Annotated in this window: 14 protein-coding genes; 6 read left to right on the plus strand and 8 right to left on the minus strand. The window is 57.5% G+C overall.

The genetic code is table 11. The features are described 5' to 3' along the window. Positions 1-30 precede the first annotated feature (30 nt). The 4 genes from H3Z84_RS09710 to H3Z84_RS09725 form a co-directional block, all read right to left on the minus strand. Complete coding sequence (locus H3Z84_RS09710) at positions 31-2,169, minus strand: adenosylcobalamin-dependent ribonucleoside-diphosphate reductase (protein ID WP_199457314.1); 2,139 nt, start codon at positions 2,167-2,169, stop codon at positions 31-33. Positions 2,170-2,457: 288 nt separating this feature from the next. Continuing rightward, positions 2,458-3,252, minus strand: coding sequence for an ABC transporter ATP-binding protein (locus tag H3Z84_RS09715; RefSeq protein WP_022989180.1), 795 nt, complete (start codon positions 3,250-3,252; stop codon positions 2,458-2,460). A 9-nt stretch (positions 3,253-3,261) separates the two neighbouring features. After that, positions 3,262-4,164: an ABC transporter permease gene (locus H3Z84_RS09720; RefSeq protein WP_022989181.1), complete on the minus strand. Its 903-nt coding sequence runs from the start codon at positions 4,162-4,164 to the stop codon at positions 3,262-3,264. A gap of 66 nt (positions 4,165-4,230) precedes the next feature. Continuing rightward, positions 4,231-5,205 (minus strand): ABC transporter substrate-binding protein, encoded by a 975-nt coding sequence (locus H3Z84_RS09725; RefSeq protein ID WP_022989182.1) that lies wholly within the window; start codon positions 5,203-5,205, stop codon positions 4,231-4,233. Between the two features lie 284 nt (positions 5,206-5,489). Here H3Z84_RS09725 and H3Z84_RS09730 point away from each other — a divergent pair, with 284 nt between their 5' ends. Continuing rightward, positions 5,490-7,157, plus strand: a complete 1,668-nt coding sequence (locus tag H3Z84_RS09730) for an AMP-binding protein (protein WP_199457315.1) — start codon at positions 5,490-5,492, stop codon at positions 7,155-7,157. Positions 7,158-7,237: 80 nt separating this feature from the next. Here the strand turns inward: H3Z84_RS09730 and H3Z84_RS09735 are convergent, their stop codons facing one another. Both H3Z84_RS09735 and H3Z84_RS09740 read right to left on the minus strand, forming a co-directional pair. Next, positions 7,238-8,926, minus strand: coding sequence for an ABC transporter permease (locus tag H3Z84_RS09735; protein WP_022989184.1), 1,689 nt, complete (start codon positions 8,924-8,926; stop codon positions 7,238-7,240). A 174-nt stretch (positions 8,927-9,100) separates the two neighbouring features. Then, positions 9,101-10,114, minus strand: coding sequence for a Fe(3+) ABC transporter substrate-binding protein (locus H3Z84_RS09740; RefSeq protein WP_058340517.1), 1,014 nt, complete (start codon positions 10,112-10,114; stop codon positions 9,101-9,103). 201 nt (positions 10,115-10,315) lie between these two features. Between H3Z84_RS09740 and H3Z84_RS09745 the strand changes: the two genes are divergently transcribed. Both H3Z84_RS09745 and H3Z84_RS09750 read left to right on the plus strand, forming a co-directional pair. After that, entirely contained in the window at positions 10,316-10,918 is a 603-nt protein-coding gene (locus tag H3Z84_RS09745) for a hypothetical protein (protein WP_199457316.1), read from the plus strand. A 174-nt stretch (positions 10,919-11,092) separates the two neighbouring features. Then, on the plus strand, positions 11,093-12,400 hold the full coding sequence (locus tag H3Z84_RS09750; RefSeq protein ID WP_199457317.1) for an HD-GYP domain-containing protein: 1,308 nt from the start codon (positions 11,093-11,095) through the stop codon (positions 12,398-12,400). Here the strand turns inward: H3Z84_RS09750 and H3Z84_RS09755 are convergent. After that, on the minus strand, positions 12,390-13,508 hold the full coding sequence (locus H3Z84_RS09755; protein WP_199457318.1) for an organic solvent ABC transporter permease: 1,119 nt from the start codon (positions 13,506-13,508) through the stop codon (positions 12,390-12,392). The two genes, H3Z84_RS09750 and H3Z84_RS09755, sit on opposite strands and share 11 nt — an antisense overlap. A gap of 250 nt (positions 13,509-13,758) precedes the next feature. Between H3Z84_RS09755 and H3Z84_RS09760 the strand changes: the two genes are divergently transcribed. Genes H3Z84_RS09760 through queF form a run of 3 tightly spaced genes read left to right on the plus strand, consistent with a single transcriptional unit; the run spans position 13,759 to position 16,316 of the window. Beyond that, positions 13,759-14,709 (plus strand): ABC transporter ATP-binding protein, encoded by a 951-nt coding sequence (locus tag H3Z84_RS09760; protein WP_199457319.1) that lies wholly within the window; start codon positions 13,759-13,761, stop codon positions 14,707-14,709. Beyond that, the gene (locus H3Z84_RS09765) at positions 14,706-15,479 is read left to right on the plus strand and encodes an ABC transporter permease (RefSeq protein WP_022989190.1); all 774 of its coding nucleotides are present in this window, start codon (positions 14,706-14,708) and stop codon (positions 15,477-15,479) included. The genes H3Z84_RS09760 and H3Z84_RS09765 overlap by 4 nt, the downstream gene beginning before the upstream one ends. Before the next feature lie 18 nt (positions 15,480-15,497). Further along, positions 15,498-16,316 carry an NADPH-dependent 7-cyano-7-deazaguanine reductase QueF gene (gene queF, locus H3Z84_RS09770; RefSeq protein WP_022989191.1) on the plus strand — a complete coding sequence of 273 codons (819 nt, stop codon included), beginning with the start codon at positions 15,498-15,500 and terminating at the stop codon, positions 16,314-16,316. A 9-nt stretch (positions 16,317-16,325) separates the two neighbouring features. Here queF and H3Z84_RS09775 read toward each other — a convergent pair whose 3' ends face one another. After that, positions 16,326-17,768, minus strand: a complete 1,443-nt coding sequence (locus H3Z84_RS09775; RefSeq protein ID WP_199457320.1) for an adenylate/guanylate cyclase domain-containing protein — start codon at positions 17,766-17,768, stop codon at positions 16,326-16,328. Positions 17,769-17,820 lie beyond the last annotated feature (52 nt).

Here is a 17,820-nt window from a genome sequence, read left to right on the forward strand (position 1 = left end):
TTTGCTGTTCCTGTCTGTCGGTTTCCGGACTCAGTATTTTCCGTAGGTGCCTTCTTTGAGGGCGTCGAAAAGGTTGGCGGCGGTATGGACTTCGCCGTCGTACTCTACCTGTTCGTTGCCCTTCAGGGTGACTTTGCTGCCATCGTCCAGGGTGAACTCATACAGGGTATTCTCAAGGTCTTTTTCTTTAACCAGTACACCCTGGAACGCCTCCGGGTTGAAGCGGAAAGTGGTGCAACCCTTAAGGCCCATGTCGTAGGCGTACAGGTAGATGCCCTTGAAGTCCTGGTACTTGAAGTCCTGCGGTACGTTGGCGGTCTTGGAAATGGAGGAATCAACCCACTTCTGGGCGGCCGCCTGAATGTCTACGTGCTGCTTCGGTGATACATCATCGGATGTGGTGAAGTAGCCGGGCAGCTTCTTGTCGTCGTCATCGGAGAACGGCATGGCGCCCGGGTTGACCAGGTGGCGGTAGGCCAGCAGTTCGAAGCTGAACACGTCCACTTTTTCCTTGGTTTTCCGGCCTTCACGGATGATGTTCCGGGCATAGTGGTGCGAGAAGCTCGGCTCAATACCGTTACTGGCGTTGTTGGCCAGGGACAGGCTGATGGTGCCAGTCGGAGCAATGGAGGTGTGGTGGGTAAAACGGCCACCTTTCTCGGCCAGTTGCTTGACGAGCTCCGGCTCTACGTGGCCGATCTGCTGCATGTAGCGGCTGTACTTCGCGTGCAGCAGCTTGCCCTTGAGAATGTCGCCCACCTTGTAGCCGTCTTTGGCCAGCTCGGGGCACTTGCTCATCATCTTCGGAGTCACTTCGAACTCGTCTTCCATGATCGGAGCCGGGCCCTTCTCTTCGGCCAGGGCCAGGGACTGGCGCCAGCCTTCTACGGCCATCTCCCGAACCACTTCTTCGGTGAACTTCACGGATTCATCTGAACCGTATGGCATGCGCAGCATAGCCAGGGTAGAGCCGAGGCCCAGAATACCCATGCCGTGACGGCGCTTGTAGGTAATTTCGTGGCGCTGCTCGGCCAGCGGCAGGCCGTTGATTTCCACTACGTTATCCAGCATACGGGTGAAGGTGCCAACGACCTTGCGGTATTTCTCGTAGTTGAAGCTGGCCTTGTCGGTGAACGGGTAGTCCACGAACTTGGTCAGGTTGACCGAACCCAGCAGGCAGCTGCCATAAGGGGGCAGGGGCTGCTCGCCACAGGGGTTGGTGGCACGGATGTCTTCGCAGAACCAGTTGTTGTTCATCTGGTTGACCTTGTCAATCAGGATGAAGCCCGGCTCGGCGTAGTCGTAGGTGCTGGTCATGATGGTGTCCCAGATGAACTGGGCTTTCACCGTCTTGTAGATGCGGCAGGCGACCTTGCCTTCATCGTTAATAACGTAGCTGTCCTGAACCGGGAAGTCGCGGTACAGGAACTTGCTGGTGTCGGCCAGGTCCAGGCCCTCTTCTTCCACTTCCTTTTTGGTGACCGGGAAGGAAAGGTGCCAGTCGTCGCCGTTACGTACGGCTTCGATGAAATCTTCGGTGATCAGCAGAGACAGGTTGAACTGGCGCAGGCGGCCATCTTCACGCTTGGCCTGGATGAACTCGATGACGTCCGGGTGGTGAACGTCAAAGGTGGCCATCTGGGCACCGCGGCGGCCACCGGCAGACGACACGGTGAAGCACATGCGGTCGAAGATATCCATGAACGACAGCGGGCCGGAAGTAGTGGCGCCGGCGCCGGCCACGTAGGCACCACGGGGGCGCAGGGTGGAGAATTCATAGCCGATACCGCAGCCAGCCTTGAGGGTAAGGCCTGCTTCGTGGTTTTTCTCCAGAATGTCATTCATGGAGTCGTGGATGCTGCCAGACACGGTGCAGTTGATGGTCGAGGTCGCCGGCTTGTGAGCCTCGGCTCCGGCATTGGAGGTGATACGGCCCGCCGGAATGGCGCCGTTCTGCAGGGCCCACAGGAATTCTTTCATGTACTTGTCGCGTACATTCTTTTTCTCGACTTCGGCAAGGGCGCGGGCAACCCGTTCGTAGGTTGCGTTGATGTCCTTGTCGACCGGCTCGCCAGTCTTGGTTTTCAGCTGGTACTTGCTGCTCCAGATGTCGAGCGAAGCTTCCTGCATCGGAATCGTTGTGATTACTGCCTGTGCCTTAGCGTTCATTGCCACCCTCGGTTTCCAGTCTGTCTTTGGCTTTAACCCTATATATGGGCTTATTTTGAATGGAGTATAACAGGATATAGTGTTCTGTGAATAAGGTACGAACTATTGCCGGAGCGATGCCCCGCAAAGAAATTCAATGGAAAAAGGCTTGAAACTCCGCAACCCCGCATGAAACCTGCGTTTGCGGAGATCACTAGATGTAGTGGTTAAAAGGTGATCCTTGCCACAATTAACAAAACAAAAAAAGCGGGGCCAGGCCCCGCTTTTCAGGTCAGGCTCTGGTTTGAATCAGCCGAGTAACAGGCTGTCGTCGTCTACCTGAAGCCCACGCTGTTTCTCGAACAGTCCCAGAAGGTCTTTCACCTCCAGGCCTTCCCGATCCTTACCGGCGATGTCGAACACCACCTGGCCCTGATGCAGCATCACAGTGCGACTGCCGACTTCCAGTGCCTGTTTCATGCTGTGGGTGACCATCAGTGCGGTCAGCTTCTGCTCTTCGATGATCTGCTCGGTGAGATCCAGCACAAAGGCTGCGGTTTTGGGGTCCAGCGCCGCGGTGTGTTCGTCCAGCAGCAGGATGCTGGATGGGGTTAGACTTGCCATCAGCAGGCTCACAGCCTGGCGCTGGCCGCCGGAAAGCAGTCCCATCTTATCACCAAGGCGGCTTTCCAGGCCCAGCTTCAGGGAAGACAGGCTTTCCCGGAACTGGCCCAGATACTGTCTCTTCACCGCAGCACTGAGGCCACGGCGCTGGCCGCGCTTGATGGCCAGCGCCAGGTTTTCTTCGATGGACAGGTTTTCACAGGTGCCCGCCAGGGGATCCTGGAAAACCCGGGCCACCCGCGCAGCGCGCTTGTAGGTCGGCAGCCGGGTTACGTCCTGGTTGTCCACGATAATCTGGCCGCTGTCGACCATCACCTCGCCGGCCAGGGCGTTCAGGAAGGTGGACTTGCCGGCACCGTTACTGCCGATAACCGTGACAAATTCACCCTGGTTTACAGTCAGGCTCATGCCCCGCAAGGCCGGGTTCTCCAGGGGAGTTCCCTTGCCAAAGGTGAGCCTCAGATCGGTTGCGCTGATCATAGTGCCTCCTCAGGCTTTCTTGCGGGTGAAGCGGTTGGCGATATTGGTGCGCACGCCCGGCAGAACAATGGCCAGGGTTACCAGCACTGCGGTGATCAGGTTCAGGTCCTGTGCCTGCAAACCCAGAATGTCGGCATTCAGGGCAAAGGCGATCGCAAGGCGGTAGATGATGGCACCAATCACGCAGGCCAGCAGGGCCCGGATAACCGTAGACGGTGTGATAACCGCTTCGCCGCCAATCAGCGAGGCCAGGCCGATAACGATCACACCAACGCCCATGGTCACGTCTGCCGCGCCCTGGCTCTGGGCGAACAGGGCGCCGGCCAGGCCAACCAGGCCGTTAGAGAGGGCAACGCCGAGAATGATCATGCCGCCAGTCGCGATGCCCTGGGCGCGCGCCATTCGGGCGTTGGCGCCGGTGGCGCGCATGGCCAGGCCGGTTTCGGATTTCATGAAACGCCAGAGCAGGATCAGTGACACAAAAACCACGATCACGAACAGCAGTACCGGAACCTGGTGGTAATCCAGCCCCAAGTCGTACCAGGGGGTCAGCACGGTTTCTTCGGTAAGCAGCGCAATATTGGGCCGCCCCATGATGCGCAGGTTAACCGAATAAAGCGCAATCATCGTCAGGATGGAGGCCAGCAGGTTAAGAATGTTCAGTTTAACGTTCAGGATGGCAGTCACCGCGCCGGCGGCCATGCCTGCAAGGACGGCACAGCCTGTGGCCAGCCAGGGGTTCCAGCCTTCCAGCAGCAATACGGCTGCCACAGCAGCGCCAAGGGGAAAGCTGCCGTCTACCGTCAGGTCGGGAAAGTCCAGAACACGGAAAGAGATATAGATACCAAAAGCAACCAGGCCATAAATGAGGCCGGTTTCGAGTGCGCCGTAAAAAGCAATTTCGCTGAGCATGGGTATGGATTCACCGTGAAAGAAAACGGGCGGGCCCTTTTGGGGTCCGCCCGTGTTGGTCAGGCGTTACTTGTCGTTCTTGACGACTTTTACTGCTTCCTGGATGAGGTCTTCAGACAGGGTAATGCCCATGCGCTCACCAGCTTCAGGATTCACATACAGGTCCAGCTCTTCCATGATTTCCACCGGCATGTCTGCGGTGCTGGCACCTTCAAGTACGCGGGCTACCATGGCGCCGGTCTGGCGGCCGTGGTTGTAGTAGTTGAAGCCCAGGGCTGCAACCGCACCGCGCTCTACGGTAGCGGTGTCGGCGGCAAAGACCGGGATCTTGGCGCGCTCGCCTACGGAAATAACCGCTTCAGCTGCACTGATAACGGTGTTGTCGGTGGTCAGGTAGATGGCATCGGCCTTGCCAACCAGGGAGCGGGCAGCGCCCAGTACTTCGGAAGTCTTGGTGGCAGCGCCTTTAACAAGCTCCAGTCCACGGGCACTCAGGCGCTCTTCCAACAGTTCGACCAGGGCAGCAGCATTGGCTTCGCCCGGGTTGTATACGGTACCGATACGCTTGGCATCCGGCATTACACGCTGGAGCATATCCAGGTGCTTTTCGATCGGCAGCATGTCGCTTACGCCGGTGATGTTAGCGCCAGGTGCTTCCCAGCTCTTAACCAGCTTGGCGGCAACCGGGTCGGTTACGGCAGAGAAGACAACGGGAATTTCCCGGGCGGCTGCGGCAACTGTCTGGGCAGACGGTGTGGCAATGGCCACGATGACGTCCGGGCTTTCACCCACAAACTTGCGTGCGATCTGGGATGCGATAGCCGAGTTGCCCTGGGCACTTTCGTGCATAAGGCGCAGGTTTTCGCCTTCACGGTAACCACGTTCGGCCAGCTCGTCGACCACGCCCTGATGGGCGGCATCCAGTGCCGGGTGTTCAACAATCTGGGTGATGGCAACTACACGAGTGTCTTCTGCCTGAACCAGGCTTGCAGCGGCGAGCAGCGACGCGCCGATCAGGGTACGCAGAGTTTTCTTGGCCATATGCCGATCTCCGGGTCTTTTGCAGGTTTCCCATTGGAACGGGGTGGAAAATTTTCAAAGTTCGCAAGTTTACCACAGGGTTGCGGGGTTCGGGGTAGCGATTGCGATGAACTTTATCGGTTGTTTTTCCTCAATGTATTGAACTGCAGATAATTTTGCATTCATCACGTTTTGACGAGTGAAGGTGTGTTCAAATAGGCTACTAAAGTCGTAATGGCTACTCAGGCCACGGATAACACTAAAAACGCAACTCTGAAAACTATAAAGACAAAGCAGGAAGGTCCATGGACACAGCAAAGAAACTTCCCCTGGAAATGGTTTACCACCGGGAGGCCACAATGGCGGACTCCCTCTATATGACCCAGCCCATCGGCGATGGCAAGGTGGTGCAATACACCTGGGGCCGGGCGGTAGACGAAGCCCGCCGGATGGCATCGTACCTGAAGTCTCTTAACCTGCCGGAAAAAAGCCGTATCGGCCTGATTTCCAAGAACTGTGCCCAATGGGTGATGACCGACTGGGCAATCTGGATGGCCGGCCATATCTCCGTGCCACTGTATCCCACCCTGAATGCCGATACCGTCAACTACATCCTCGACCATGCCGGGTGTGAAGTCCTGTTTGTAGGCAAGCTGGACGACTGGGACATGATGAAGCCCGGCGTGCCGGATTCCGTGCGCTGCATTTCCTACCCCCTCAGCCCGCCCAATGATTTTGAAACCTGGGACGATATCGTTGCCAAGTATCCGCCGCTGGAGGGCAAGACCGAGCGTGAGCCCGAAGAGCTGGCCACCATTGTTTACACTTCCGGCAGTACCGGCCGGCCAAAAGGTGTGATGCTGAGTTTCAATAACATGGCCTTTGCTGCCGCCGGTGGCATCGAAACCCTGGGCGTGGGCCCGGGTGAGCGGATGTTGTCTTACCTGCCGCTTGCCCACGTGTTCGAGCGGACCTTTGTGGAGCTTGGCTCACTGTACGCCGGGTTCGAGCTGTATTTTGCCGAGTCACTGGATACCTTTGTCCAGGACCTGCAGCGTGCACAGCCGACCCTGTTCCTGTCTGTACCCCGCCTGTGGGTGAAGTTCCAGCATGGCGTGCTGCAGAAGGTGCCGAAGCAGAAGCTCGAGCGTTTGCTGAAGATCCCCGTGGTCAGCAAGCTGATCAAGAAAAAAGTGCTCAAGGGGCTGGGACTCGACAAGGTCAAGCTGGCAGGCTCCGGTTCGGCGCCGCTGTCCAACGATGTGCTCGACTGGTACCGCAACCTCGGGCTGGAGCTGCTGGAAGGCTACGGCATGTCCGAGAACTTTGCCTACTCCCACATGAACAAGCCCGGCCGTACCCGGACCGGTTATGTTGGCGAGGCGCTGCCCGGCGTTGAAGTTAGAATCAGCGAGCAGGGCGAGGTGCTGGTGAAGAGCCCGGCCACCATGATGGGCTATTACAAGGACGAGGAGAAAACCCGGGAAACCTTCACCGAGGACGGCTTCCTGAAAACCGGTGACAAGGGCGAAATCGACGAAATGGGTCGTCTCAAGCTGACCGGCCGCATCAAGGAGATCTTCAAAACCAGCAAAGGCAAGTACATTGCCCCGGCACCGATCGAGAACCGCCTGATGGCTCACGATGCCATTGAGATGGTGTGCGTTTCTGGTGCCAACCAGACCCAGCCCCATGCGCTGGTGCTGCTGGGCGAGGAAATCCGTCCTCAGATGGCCGACGCCGGTTTCCGGAAGGAAATCGAGGAAAGCTTCAAGAAGCTGATTGCCGACGTGAACAAGACGGTGGATCCCCACGAGCAGCTGGCGTTCATCACGGTTGTCAGCGATGAATGGTCCATCGAGAACAGCTTCCTGACACCCACGCTGAAGCTCAAGCGTAACGTGGTGGAGGATGCCTACCAGACGAAGGTGGATAACTGGTATGCCCAGAAGCAGCCGGTAATCTGGCAGTAACGGCTGCAGGATTGATGGTGAACGACAAAGGCCCGGCAAATTGCCGGGCCTTTGTTTTTTGCGCCAGTTGAAAACCGGCCCTAAGCCATGGAGCGGGAATTGGAGATGGAGCGGTTCATCAGAATAATCGGGATGATACCGGCCAGTACAATGATCAGCGCCGGCAGTGCGCTATGGTAAAGCTGCTCGTCAGACGCAAACTGATACACGTAAGTGGCCAGGGTTTCATAGTTGAAAGGCCTCAGTATCAGCGTTGCCGGCAGCTCCTTCATGCAGTCCACGAAGACCACCAGTGCCGCCGTAATCAGTGTACCCCTGAGCATCGGCAGGTGGACTTTCACAAGGGTTTTGCCGGGGCTGTGGCCCAGTGAGCGGGACGCCATATCCATGCTTGGGGTTACTTTCTGCAGGGCGCTTTCCACGCTGCCGGCTGATACTGCCAGAAAGCGAACGGTGTAGGCGAAGATCAGGGCAAAGGCACTGCCGCTGAGCAGCAGGCCGGTACTGACTCCCAGGTAATCCCGCATCAGGGAATCCAGCCAGTTATCAAACCCGGCCAGGGGGACGATCACACCGACTGCCAATACGGCACCGGGCATGGCATACCCCAATGAGGACAGGCGCATCAGCACCTGCATGCCACGGGTGTTGTGCAGCCGGCGGCTGTAGGCCAGGGTTACCCCGATTACCAGCGTGGTCAGGGCGGCCGAGCCGGACAGGAACAGGCTGTTCATGGTGTTGCGCAGGAAGTCGGGGTTCCAGCTTACATCGAAATATTCCCAGGCGTAGTAGCCGAGCGTTGCACCGGGAATGACAAAGCCCAGTACCAGTGGTACGGCACACACCACCACGCAAATCATCTGGCGCGGGAAAGACATGGTGAACCGGTGCAGCGGCTCACGGTTGTCCCGGGCGGCAAACTGTTGCTGCCGGCGGCGGGAATAGCGTTCCAGCGTCACCAGCAGTACCACGAACATCAGCATGGTGGTGGCGATCTGCGCGGCTCCCCCCAGATTGCCCAGGTTCATCCAGGTATCGAACAGGCCTGCGGTGAGGGTTTGTACCGCAAAGAAGTCCACGGTGCCGAAGTCGTTCAGGGTTTCCATCAACACCAGCGACAAGCCTACGGCGATGGCCGGGCGCGCAATGGGCAACACTACCTTGAAAAAGGTGCTCAGGGCAGAATGGCCAAGGCTGCGGCTGACCGCAAACAGTGATGGGGACTGTTCAAGAAACGCGGCGCGGCCGAGCAGGTACACGTAGGGGTACAGTACGAGTCCGATCATGATGGTCGCGCCGCCCAGGCTGCGTATTTCCGGAAACCAGTAGTCGGCGGCGCTTTGCCAGCCAAACCAGTCCCTCAGGGCAATCTGAACCGGGCCCGCGTAATCCAGCAGGCTGGTATAAACATAGGCGATCACGTAGGCGGGCACCGCAAAGGGCAGCATCAGCGCCCATTCGAAAAACTTGCGGCCGGGAAATTCGCACATGGTGACGGCCCAGGCCGTTGCCAGCCCGATGGCCAGTGTGATTACGCCCACACCGATCATCAGTTTGATGGTGGTCACCAGGTAGCGGGGCAGGGTAGTTTCCAGGAGGTGCGGCCAGATGTTCTCTTCCGGGAACAGGGCCAGGACAATCACCGACAGAACGGGTAAGGCTACGATGGCGGTAGTGACCAGTGCGCTGATCATCCATCGTTTGGAGGTTCGTTTGGCCAGCAATGGTTGCGAAAGACCCGGGTTGGCGCTGGTAACGACCTCTGTCATGAGTGATCCGTTCTGATAGTGGTGATGAGAAGTGTTCCGATTTTAGATACTGAGCATGCTCCCTGCAATGATGCGGGTCATTTCCTTTTGTCCTGCTAAAAGAAAAGGTGCCCCGGAACCCTCCGGAGCACCTTTCGAGTCAGCTATAAAAGCTATCGATCAGTTACTGATGGATCAGCCGTCGTAATCCACGGTGTCGACCAGTTTTACTGCGGCGTTTCGGTTGTTGGCAATCTCCTGGAGAGACAGGCCATCAGGGTTGATCTCACCCCATTCAGCCACCAGGCCGGTGGGCTTCACTTCCGGGTTAGCCGGGTACTCGGTGTTTGCCTCGGCGTAGATACGCTGGGCGCTCGGCGATGACAGGAACTCCATCAGTTTGATGGCGTTGTCCTTGTTGGGAGCGCTCTTGGTCAGGGAGATACCGCTGATATTAACGTGGGTGCCGCGGCCTTCAGCGTTCGGGAATACCAGGTTCACCTGTTCGGCAATCGGGCGCTGGTTTTCATCCATCAGCATGTTGCCATAGTAGTAGCTGTTACCAATGGCTACGTCACATACGCCTTCGGCGATGGCTTTGATCTGGTCGCGGTCGCCACCTTGCGGTTTGCGGGCCAGGTTTTCTTTAACGCCTTCCAGCCATTCCCGTGTCGCTTCCTCGCCATGGTGGGCAATCATCGAAGAAATCAGGGCGATGTTGTACGGGTGCTTGCCACTGCGGGTACAGATGCGGCCTTCCCACTTGTCATCGGCCAGGTCTTCGTAGCTGGCGATTTCACCGGCTTCCACACGCTCTTTGGAGGTGAAAATCAGGCGGCCACGGGTAGTCAGTGCATACCACTTGCCTTCCGGGTGGCGCAGGTTTTCCGGAATGTTCTTGTTCAGCGTGTCTGACTCAACACCGGCAACCAGGTCTTTCTCGACCAGCTCGTTAATGCGGGAGATATCGACCGTCATTACGATATCTGCCGGGCTGTTGCGGCCTTCACGCTCCAGGCGCTCTGCAAGGCCCTGCTTGGCGAAAACCACGTTGGTTTTGACGCCGGTTTCGTCAGTAAAGGCATTCAACAGAGGTTCAAGCAGGTAAGCCTGGCGGTAAGAATAGATATTTACTTCGCCGTCTGCCGAAGCGGTCAGGGGCAGGGCCGTCAGGGCGATGGCAGCGGTAGCGGCAAGTTTCATTCGCATGGTTTCGTTCCTTTGGACTTTGGGCCTGTATGTGGATGAATCTTACAAGCAACTATAAACGTCAACCATTCTCATTACTATCAGCATCGGAGTCAATAACCCTTTTGGAATAATTTGGTGCCTTAGAATGATGAGTAGTACGTAGATAAAAACGGCAGGCCGTCGATAATGGAGTGAGTCAAGCAAGGAAGGTTTTTACTGATGAAATGCCCGTCGATCGCCCGAAGTGTTGTGATTTTTGGACTGCCACTCCTGCCCCCGCTCGGGTTGTCGGGGTGTGCCAGCTATTACACCCACTACGCCATGTTTCCAGCGGAGAATTCGGCCGGCGAAAGCCGCCAGGTGAGGGTGCACTGGGATAGCGCCGACTACCCTGACTGGTGGTTGCTGTCTGACAAGTCCACCACCATGAAGGTGGAAACGGAGTGCAGCGAGCGGGTCTGGCGGCTGGCTGATGACAGTCATGACCAGGCAGGGGAGTGCGGAGATGGCATCCGGGCCTGTGCAGATCCGGCCCGGGACACTGTGGCGGGTTCAGGCCAGCCGGCATCCGGCACCACCGCGTGTATGACAGTTTCATCCCCGGACGGAGCCGGGCGCATTGCGGAGCTGGGCGGCCAGTTTTCTTTGCAGGTTTCCTGCGAGCCTGCGCAGCGGCAAATAGTTCGGGGAGACGAAGAAGTTAACGTCGATTACATCCGCGCCTCAGCGGTGGCTTATACCGTGTTCGCCAGGCGGGTACCCAGAGGCTCTTTGAGTGCGCGCTTGCCGGCTTTTGATGAATCCCGGTGCAAGGCAGAGTGATCCGCCTGAGCGAACCTGTGACGGGTGTCCCGCGGATACAGTTTGTTTCACAAAGATAAACTGAGTTACCTGGCGGCGATGTACATTGACGGATAGCTACTAAATTAAGGTGGCGTCTTTTTGCGGAAGTGGCAAACTGTAAAATAGTGTCAAAAGCTTGAGCCGAGGTGTGCGGTGGGCGTAAGTCAAAAACAGATAATGGTACATGACCTCGAGATCGGCATGTTTGTGTCGGATCTCGATCGTCCATGGCACCAGACGCCATTCCCCATTCAGGGGTTCTACATTCGTTCCCAGAGTGATATCCGGGCCCTGCATTCCCATTGCAAGTGGGTCAAGGTAGATGTTGCCGAAGCGCGGCAGAAGGTTGACCAGGAAGAGGGCAATGTCCGTCTGTTCAGCCAGCGGGCTTCCGGGCGGGGTAATGGCCGGAACGAGCTGAAACTGCCGCCACTGAGTATCCGCGAACCGGTCAGCCACCAGGTTACGGTACCTCTGCGTAAAGAAATAAAGGCTTCGCGGGAACTTCTCGACGATGGCGAGGCGGCTCTTCAGAAGGTTTTTAATGCTATTCGCTCCGCCAAGGCCCCTGATTTGCGGCCGGTAGCCGATCTTACCCGCAAGATGGTCGCCAGTGTCGTGCGTCAGCCCAGTGCTTTGCTGTGGCTCAGCCGCACCCGCCACTATGATGATTTTCTTTACCAGCACGCCCTGAATACAGCGGTTTGGGCGTTGGTTTGTGGTCGTCAACTGGGCTTGAATGAAGGTTTGCTCAACCACCTGGCGATGGGCTGCCTGTTGTCCCAGGTAGGTAAGACTGCGCTGCCAAAAGACCTGGTTGAGCGTGAGCAACAGCTTTCTGCGGAAGAGTACGCACACTATCGCGGTTATATCGAGCGAGGTGTGGCGCTTTTGCAAAACTCGGGGCTGTCCCGGGCAGTGATGACAGTGGTTCAGAACCATCGAGAGCGCCATAACGGTTCCGGTTTCCCTCAAGGGCTGAAAGGCGACAGAATTCCGTTGCTGGCCAAGGTGGCCGGTATTGCCGAGTTTTTCGAATCGCTGATTACGCCCCGCGAAACCCGCGATTCACTGACGCCGGCGAAAGCGGTGTCGATGCTTTACGAAATGCGTAACATCGAGTTTCAGGATGACCTGGTCGAGGCCTTCATCAAGGCAATCGGGGTTTACCCCACCGGCAGCCTGGTGGAGCTGTCAGACGGGCAGCGGGGCATTGTGATTTCCCATTCGCCGGAACGGCGGCTGTGGCCCAGTGTCATGGTGATGCAGGATGCCGGTCGCCAGTCCCGTAAAACGGCAAAGATTATCGATCTGGCCAGCTATAACGAATCGAAATCCGGAGAGGCGATGCTGTCTGTTAAAGAGTGCTTGCCCCATGGTGCGGAAGGGCTGGACCCGGCCGGCTATGATGTGACCGGAGCCGAGTCCCGCTGGTCGCTGGGCAAGCTGCTCAGTCGATAATTACCCGGATATCCTTGGTAATCCACCGGTAGGTGTTTTCGGGCCTGAAGTTGATCCGGATGTCGGATTCACCACCGGTGTCGCCCGCCACATAGTACTCTACTTCCGCCGTCTGCCAGCTCCAGGAGTGCACCGCGATATCATTCGGTCGGGTGCTGACTGCCTCGATTTCGGCTAACGCCGCCTCGCCACCGATTTTTCGGATTCCGATGTTTTTGATGCCGGTGTCGCTGGCAGGATGGCTGGCAAGGTAGTCTTTCAGGTAGTAACGGCGGCCGTAATGGCTGGAGATGCTCGCCAACTCCCGCTCAAGGTAGTTTTCAGCCTGCTCACTGTCGACATCTTCCAAGGTTCTGACGGCTTCGCGGATTCGGTCGGCCAGGGATTGCAGGTCTTCTTTATAAACGGTGTTCGGGTCCAGGTCCTCGTCGTTTTCAGGGCGGGACGGTGCCGCCTCAATCTCTTGCGGGCTGGGCGGCGCGCCACAGAGGCGGTCACCCTCAGGGTAGAAACAGATGCTTTGCAGAATGCGGTTTGCTGGCGAATCTGCCGCGGCAAAGTCCTGGGCGCTCACGGTGAAATCCAGGGTGTCGGGGATATCCGGATCGTTAATCGCTGCATTCAGCTGCTCGATCACTCTCGGGCGAATGTCGATGCCTTCGCCTTCGCTCACGTTGCCGGACCAGTCCAGTGCCAGCAGGAACCGTGTGCGGTTTTGCAACTCGGTGTTGTTCGGGAGCAATCTGGCTTCCACCGGCCGGTGATCTTTCAGGCCGCGATCGTTCACGCTGGCGGTTTTCAAGGCTTCCCGCAGTTCCGGCTGAAAATCCAGGAAGCTGACAAAATCCTGTGCCGGAACGTTATCGATGACCGGTAACTTGCCCACTTTCAATGACAGGGTTTCACCGGGATAGTAGCGGAACTCGCCGGCTTCGTTGGTTTCACCGCTCTGGCTGTTGGTGGTGTAGGTCAGTCCGCTGAGGCCCTGGTAATTGATTCGCCCGATGCGGGTGTCGTCAGAGCCGGAGCCGCCGCTGTCCAGGCAGCCGGTGCAAACCACGGCAGCGGAAAGTGGAAGAAACAGGCGGGTAAGGTGAACGAGTTTCATGGTATGTCGTACAATCCCTTCGCGTTGACCTGATGCACCCGATGCCTGGTGACAGGTGTCTTGTAAGTTGTTGTAACGGCATTATAGGGACGGTGCCTGGAGTATATCGGGAATCCTGTCGCAGTTTGGGGGTTTGGCCTGCTGCCCGGGTTGTAATCCCCGGCCTTGAAATACCGCCTTTTGCCACAATTCAATAGCTCTCTACTTTTTTGCCTGGCTTGCCAGGCAAATTTCGGAAACGGTACGGTTTATGACCTTTGCACTCGAAATCGAAGGGCTGGAGAAAAGCTACGGCGATGGCTTCCGGGCCCTGAAGGGAATCGATCTGAAAGTCAGGGAAGGGGACTTTTTCGCCCTGCTGGGCCCCAATGGTGCCGGCAAATCCACGACCCTGGGCATAGTGTCGTCCCTGGTGAACAAGAGTGGCGGCAAGGTGAGGGTGTTTGGCCACGATATCGATACGGATCTCTCGGGCGCCAAGCTGAACCTTGGTGTGGTGCCACAGGAGTTCAACTTCAACCAGTTCGAGAAAGTCATTGATATCGTCACCACCCAGGCCGGGTATTACGGCATTCCCCTGAAGCAGGCCAGGGTTTCTGCCGAAAAATACCTGCGCAAGCTTGGTTTGTGGGACAAGCGTGACACCCCGTCCCGCATGCTGTCCGGCGGTATGAAGCGGCGCCTGATGATTGCCCGGGCGCTGGTGCATGAACCCAGGTTGCTGATTCTTGACGAGCCGACCGCCGGTGTCGACATCGAATTACGGCGCTCTATGTGGCAGTTCCTGGAAGAGATGAACCGCCAGGGCACCACCATTATCCTGACCACCCATTACCTCGAAGAGGCGGAAGCCCTGTGCCGTAACATCGCCATTATCGACCACGGCGAGATTATCCGGCACACCAGCAAGCGGGAACTGCTGCAGCAGCTGAACGTGGAAACCTTTGTTCTGGATACAGAACAATTGATGGATTCCGCGCCGGAACTGGACGGCTTCCGTAGCAGTCTTAACGAAGACGGCGCCCTGGAAGTCGATGTGGAGAAAGGTCAGAGCCTGAACTCCCTGTTTGTCGAACTGGAACGTCAAGGAATCAAAGTGGTGAGTATGCGTACCAAGGCCAACCGGCTGGAGGAGCTGTTTGTGCGAATGGTCGAAGACAATGCCCGGGCAGCCGAAAACGGTGCGGGGGTGAAAGCATGACCATTCAGGCCCTCTGGATCGCCTTCCAGACCATTGTCCTGCGGGAAATCCGCCGCTTCACGCGCATCTGGCCGCAGACGCTGTTGCCGCCGGCGGTCACCATGACCCTGTACTTCATCATCTTCGGTAACCTGATTGGTTCCCGGATCGGCGACATGGGCGGCTACGACTATATGCAGTTCATCGTGCCCGGTCTGATCATGATGGCGGTGATCACCAACTCCTACGCTAACGTGGTGTCGTCGTTCTTTTCGATGAAGTTCCAGCGCAGCATCGAGGAGTTGCTGGTGTCGCCGGTACCCAACTGGACGATTCTGGCAGGTTATGTGGCGGGTGGTATGGCCCGGGGCCTGAGCATCGGACTGATTGTTACCCTCTTGTCCCTGGCGTTTACCCAGCTGTCTATCCACAACCTGCCCATGGTGGTGATTACGGTGTTCCTGACCTCGGCACTGTTCTCCCTTGGCGGCTTCATCAATGCCATGCTGGCCACCAAGTTTGATGACATCTCCATTGTGCCGACGTTCGTGCTCACGCCGCTGACCTATCTCGGTGGTGTTTTCTACAGCATCGACCTGCTGCCGGCGTTCTGGCAGGGGGCGTCGATGATCAACCCGATCCTGTACATGGTGAACGGGTTCCGCTACGGCATACTGGGTGTTTCGGACGTTAATCCGTTCATCTCCCTTGGTATGATTGTCGTCTTTATTGTCCTGTTGGCTGCCGTTGCACTGCGCATGCTGGCCCGGGGCAAAGGCATCCGTCACTGATCGGGGAATCTTTACGACATGGCATTGCATAACGCTCCGCTGGGTAAATCCAGCGAATACCCGGATCAGTACGATCCTTCGCTACTGTTTCCGGTCGCACGGGAAGAGAATCGGCGTCGCATCGGCCTGGAAGACGGTCGCTGGCCCTGGTTCGGGGAAGATCTCTGGCAAGCCTGGGAAATCTCCTGGCTTCGGCCTGGTGGCGTGCCGGCGGTCGCCTGGGCGGAGATCCGCTTTCCTGCCGCGTCACCGTCCATCATCGAAAGCAAGTCGCTCAAGCTGTACCTGAATTCCCTCAACCAGGCCGTGTTCTCCACCGTCGAACAGGTGGCGGAAACCATTACCGCTGACCTGTCCAGTGCCTGTGGAGCGTCTGTGGATGTGCGTCTGCTCAGTGTGGATGAGTCGGCACCGGCTATCGGGCGCCCGGAAGGTTATGAGCTGATTGATGACGAGCCGGTAGATGATGTGGTGTACGAGTACTCGGCGGAGTCCCTGGCGGTGTCCGGTGAGCAGGTCAGCGAGCAGCTGTGTTCGCACCTGCTGAAAAGCAACTGCCCGGTCACCGGCCAGCCGGACTGGGCAACGGTGCTGATCCGCTATCAGGGCAAGAAGATAGATCGATCCGGCCTGTTGCGCTACATCGTCAGCTTTCGCCAGAAGCAGGACTTTCACGAGCACTGCGTGGAAACGGTGTTTACAGACCTGATGGCCCGCTGCAAACCGGAACACCTGACGGTGTGTGCACGCTATACCCGCAGGGGTGGGCTGGATATCAATCCGTGGCGCAGCACCAGCCCTGAGCAGGGTCCGGGGCCGCGGCTGGTACGGCAGTAAAGGCGGGGGTTATTCGCTGTCTTCCTCGATGCGCAGCCGGTCGGCGGCGTCTTCGAGGGCGGCCAGTATGGCCTTGCGCTCTCTCTCGGTAATCTTTTCCGAATCCATATACATGGCAAATCCGCTGTGCTCGTGTTCCATGAAGCTGCGGTGCGGGCCCATGTCCCGGCGGAAGTCCACCACTTCATAGATCGGCACCGGCTTGGCAAAGCCTTTTACCGTGATCTCGCCCTTGTCGCGGCACATGATGCGATCTTTCACCAGCGAGAAGGTTTCGTAGGAAATCAGGATTTCGCCGGAATCCGCCAGGGACTCCAGGCGGCTGGCGAGGTTCACTTCCTTGCCGATGATGGTGTAATCCATGCGGTTTTCGGCGCCGAAGTTGCCTACGGTGGTGTAGCCGGTGCTGATGCCCATACGGATCTGTAACGGTGTCTTGATGCCCTGGCTTCGCCACTTCTGGCGCATGATCTTCATGTGCTTGCGCATCTCGATGGCCATGGATACGCAGGCAAAGGCATCTTCTCTCTGGCCCCGGCTGGTGGGGTCGCCGAAAAAGACCATGATGGAATCGCCAACGAACTTGTCGATGGTGCCGCCGTATTTCAGGGCCACTTCCGACATTTCGTTGAAGTAATGGTTGAGCAGTTCGGTCAGCGCTTCCGGCTCCATTTCTTCGGAGAGTTCGGTAAAGCCCTTGATGTCCGAGAAGAAAATAGCGAGCTTCTTGCGCTGGGTTTCAAGCCGGACATCCCGCTCGCCGGTAAAGATGGATTGCCAGACCTGGGGCGACAGGTATTTGGAAAGCTTATGCGACAGGGCAATGGATTGCTCCCGCTGGTTCTGGATCTGGGTTTTGGCCAGGAGCAGGGCGCGGGCTTGCTGGTGGGAATAGTACGCGGTAACACAAATGTAGGTGCCGGTTGCGAACACCGAGACCAGGCTGGTCAGCAGTGGCGACTGGAAGCTTTCGGCAACACCGAAGCTGGCAACCGACACAGCCGTGGCGGCGCCCATCAACAAGGTGCCTATCAGCCATTGGCGTGTGCCACCGACAATCAGGCAGCTGAACATCAGCATAAGCACGGTGGATACCGCAGGAATGGCGACTAATCCGATCATTCCGATAAAGCCACCGCCGATCACGCAGTCGAGGAACAGCATTTTCTGCCGGATGCGGGGAGATCGTCTCAGAAAGGTGCGACGGGATATCAGGTGTGCGGCGTGGGGCCAGAGCATGGTGCCTGCGACCAGCCAAAGCATCCAGCCCGGGAAGATACCTTGCAGCACGCCGGTAATAATAATGGCAGTGTTGACGCCGTACCCGAGAATCCGGCCGCTGTAATCCGGCATAGGCGGAATAGCCACGGTTTCGTGGCTGGAGAGGTCGCCATGCACAACTTTAGCGGCGGACCCGGTAGCGTTGCGTAATTCTGCCGGTGCGTTCATCATTTCAGAGCCGGGCCCCAGACACAGATTTAGACACAGAGTTGCTAAAATTCTT

Source organism: Marinobacter sp. bablab_jr003 (assembly GCF_016464245.1).
Lineage (GTDB): Bacteria > Pseudomonadota > Gammaproteobacteria > Pseudomonadales > Oleiphilaceae > Marinobacter > Marinobacter vinifirmus.